Source organism: Variovorax sp. P4_D9 (assembly GCF_056401695.1).
Genome location: NZ_JBFUIU010000879.1, coordinates 1 through 3,547 on the forward strand (window position 1 = coordinate 1; position 3,547 = coordinate 3,547).

General features: G+C 64.8%; 4 protein-coding genes. All 4 read left to right on the top strand.

Annotated features, from left to right (window positions below; all coding sequences use genetic code 11):
* On the top strand, window positions 1-561 hold a 561-nt coding region (locus AC1DY5_RS47350; protein ID WP_478121294.1), incomplete at its 5' end, for a GMC family oxidoreductase.
* A gap of 26 nt (window positions 562-587) precedes the next feature.
* Entirely contained in the window at window positions 588-1,562 is a 975-nt protein-coding gene (locus AC1DY5_RS47355) for a Bug family tripartite tricarboxylate transporter substrate binding protein (RefSeq protein WP_478121295.1), read from the top strand.
* A 209-nt stretch (window positions 1,563-1,771) separates the two neighbouring features.
* Window positions 1,772-2,782 (top strand): Bug family tripartite tricarboxylate transporter substrate binding protein, encoded by a 1,011-nt coding sequence (locus AC1DY5_RS47360; RefSeq protein ID WP_478121296.1) that lies wholly within the window; start codon window positions 1,772-1,774, stop codon window positions 2,780-2,782.
* A gap of 13 nt (window positions 2,783-2,795) precedes the next feature.
* Window positions 2,796-3,547, top strand: a 752-nt coding sequence (locus AC1DY5_RS47365; protein ID WP_478121297.1) for a Bug family tripartite tricarboxylate transporter substrate binding protein, incomplete at its 3' end; no start/stop codon positions are given.

Sequence of the window (3,547 nt, forward strand, 5' to 3'; positions counted from 1 at the left end):
GAACAGGCCGACATCGCGCTGATGGCCAATCCGTTCATGATCGAGGTGCGCAACAAGAAGCGGCTGATGTCCCCGATCAACGGGTTCTTCATCTTTGCGCAGGTCCAGCGTCCCGAGAGTTCCGGCAGCACCCATATCCAGTCCAGCGACCCCTTCGCCGACCCTTTGATCAACTACAACTTCCTGGCCACGGAAAAGGACCAGCGCACCGCCGTGATGGCCGTCAGGCGGGCGCGCGAAATCGTCGCGGCATCGCCGCTTGCAAATGTCATCGAGAACGAACTTCAACCGGGGCCCAAAGTGCAGTCGGATGCGGAAATCCTCGACTTCATCCGCAAGTCGGGCGGCACCACCTACCACCCGGTGGGCACCTGCAAGATGGGCCAGGACTCGATGGCCGTCGTGGACCCTCGCCTGCGCGTTTACGGCATCAGCGGATTGCGCGTGGCCGACTGCTCCATCATGCCCATGATCATCTCGGGCAATACCAGCATTCCGGCCATGATGATTGGCGAGCGCTGCGCCGACATGGTTCTCGCCGACGCAGGTCGCGCCGGCTGACCAACGACCAACTCCAAGGAAGTGCGATGAATCGCAGAGACATGCTCGGTACCGCCCTGGCGTTTGCAGGAATCGCGCGTATGGCCGTTTCCGCGGCGCAATCCACCTACCCCAACCGACCGATCAAGATTGTCGTACCGTTCGCGGCGGGGGGTGCGGGCGACGCGGTCGCGCGAATCGTCGGCGACAAGGCCCAGGCCGAACTGGGCCAGGCGCTCGTCATCGAGAACAAGTCGGGCGGCAACACAGTGATCGGGACGCAGGCGGTCGCGTCCGCCCGGGCGGACGGCTATACGCTGCTGCAGACCACGGCCACGAACGCCATCATCCCGCACCTGCAGGAGAACCTGCCCTTCGATCCGGACAAGGCTTTCCTTCCCGTGGCGGGTATCGGCGCTGTCCCGCTGGCACTGGTCGTGAACGCCAAGTCCGGCTTTCGCACAGTGGCGGACCTGGTCGCGCATGCGAAGGCGGCGTCCGGCGGCATCTTTTATTCGTCGGGCGGCAGCGGTTCGCAGACTCACATCGCGGCCGTGTGGTTCGCACAGCAGGCGCGGATCCCGGCGACGCACGTCGCATTTCGCGGCGGCGGCCCGGCCGCCCAGGCCGTGCTGGCCGACCAGGTGCAATTCACGTTCGCATCGACCATCGCCGTGCAGGAGATGGCCAAGGCCGGCCAGCTGCGACTGATCGGCGTGACGAGCGAGCAGCGCGTGCCCACGCTGCCGGGCGTGCCGACCATGATCGAACAGGGTTTCGCCGATTTCACGCCGATGCTGTGGTACGGCTACCTGGCCCCTGTGAACACTCCGATGGAGGTCATCGACCGGCTGCATGGCGCGTTCGCGAAGGCGGTCGCCGACTCGCGTGTGCAGGAGCGGCTTGCAGGACTGGGACTGGTGGTAAAGGTCCGCGGGCCCGCCGAATTTGCTCGCTTCATACGCGAAGAGTCCGGCCGATGGGGCCGAGTGGTGAGGGACGACAGGATTCGCATGGAGTAGCCGCCGCCATGCCTGCCGAGTGGCCCTCGTCAACACGAAAGTGTCCTCTGTCGCGACTCGACTGCCTCCGGCGAATACATCTTTTGATCTGCGAGCAGTCTTTCTCATAGTGCGACGCGAGCGGAGGCCGGTGGCACCGGACTTGCTCTCTTGCAGTCCATCCGGCGCCGGACGATGTCCAACAGCTCATTCCAACTGGAGACAAATCAATGAAGTTCCCGAGTTCGACCTCCTTTGTGTCAAGGCGCGCCTGCACGTTCGCGCTGGCCTGTGCCGCGGTCTTCGCGACGAGCGAGTCGCAGGCCGATCAATTCCCCTCGCGCCCCATCAAGATCCTGATCGGCTACGGCCCCGGCGGCACCACCGACACCTTGGCCCGCTACTACGTGGCCAAGCTGCAAGAGGTGCTCAACACGCCGTTGATCGTCGACAACAAGCCTGGCGCATCCGAGATGCTGGCGGCACAGCCGGTCATGAATGCGCAGCCCGATGGCTACACGCTGTGGTTGGGAACCGGTGGAGCTCTGGCGCAGAACCCGGGGATCCGCAAGGATCTTCCCTATGACATCCTGAAGAACTTCACGCCCATCGCACTGGTCGCCGAGGCGGAAGCCGTGGTGGTCGTGAGGCCCAATGTGCCGGTGAACTCCTTTCCCGAACTGATCGCCTACGGCAAGGCGAACCCCGGAAAACTCAACTACGGCTCGGGCGGCATCGGTTCGGGTAATCACCTCCAGATGGAGTACCTCATCAGCGTTACGGGCGCGTCGTACACCCACATCCCGTACAAGAGCGAAGCGGAGATCACGCGCGACATCATGGGCGGCAACGTCGACATCTCGATGATCACGGCGCAGATCGCCCTTCCGCTCCTCAACGACGGCAAGGTGAGGGCGCTCGCCGTTACCGGCACGCAGCGCATCAAGGCCATGCCCAACGTCCCGAGCGTGGCCGAGGCGGGAGTGCCCGAACTCAAGTCGATGGGCAGCTACACCTTCTTCGGCTTGATGGGCCCGGCCGGCATGCCGCCGGCGGTCGTGCAGCGTCTCAACGAAGCCTTCAACAAGGTCTCCGCCATGCCGGATGTCGACCAGCGCATGCGCGAGACGATGATGGTGCGACCCAAGACCGTGTCGCCCGAGGAGTACCGGAAGGTGCTCGAGCGCGAGCTCGGCAAGTGGCGGGAACTGAGCAAGACCGTGAAGATCGGCACGACCTGACAGGAGCCATGGCATGCCGTTGAAGCTACAACGAAACTTGGGGCGCGCGCGCGCATGGCTTGCGGTCGCGATCAGCGTCGCGGCGACAGGCCAGACGCTTGCCGCCGATCCGTTCCCGACTCGTCCCGTGCGCATCGTCGTTGCGACGGCGGCAGGCGGCTGGGGCGACAACACCACCCGCCTCGTGGCGCAGCGGATGTCCGAGAAGCTGGGCCAGCCGATCGTCATCGACAACAGGCCGGGGGCCGACAGCCTGGTGGGCATCCGGCACGTGAAGTCATCCCCCGCGGACGGCTACACGCTGCTCTCGACCGGCGCCACGATCATGTTGCAGCCGACGGTGAAGAAGGAACCGGGCTACGAACTGCTCAAGGATTTCGTGGGCGTGGGCCCAATGGCGCGCTCTCCGGCCGTCATGGTGGTGTCGACGGAGCGAACCGAGAAATCGGTGACCGAGTTCGTGAGGAATGCGCAGGCGCAGCCCGGCAGCCTGACCTACGGCTCGGCCGGCGTCGGCTCCGCGACCCACATCCCCGCCGAGATGTTCATGCAGCAGAGCAAGGTGAAGCTGCTGCACGTGCCTTACAAGGGCAACGGAGCGGCGATGCCGGACTTGATCGCCGGACGCGTGAGCATGATGTTCGACGCATACAGCAGCAGCATCGGAAACCTGAAGGGCGGCAGGCTGCGCGCCGTGGGTGTCACATCCGACAAGCGCCTGCGCGCCCTGCCCGACGTGCCGACCTTCGTCGAACAGGGTGTGCC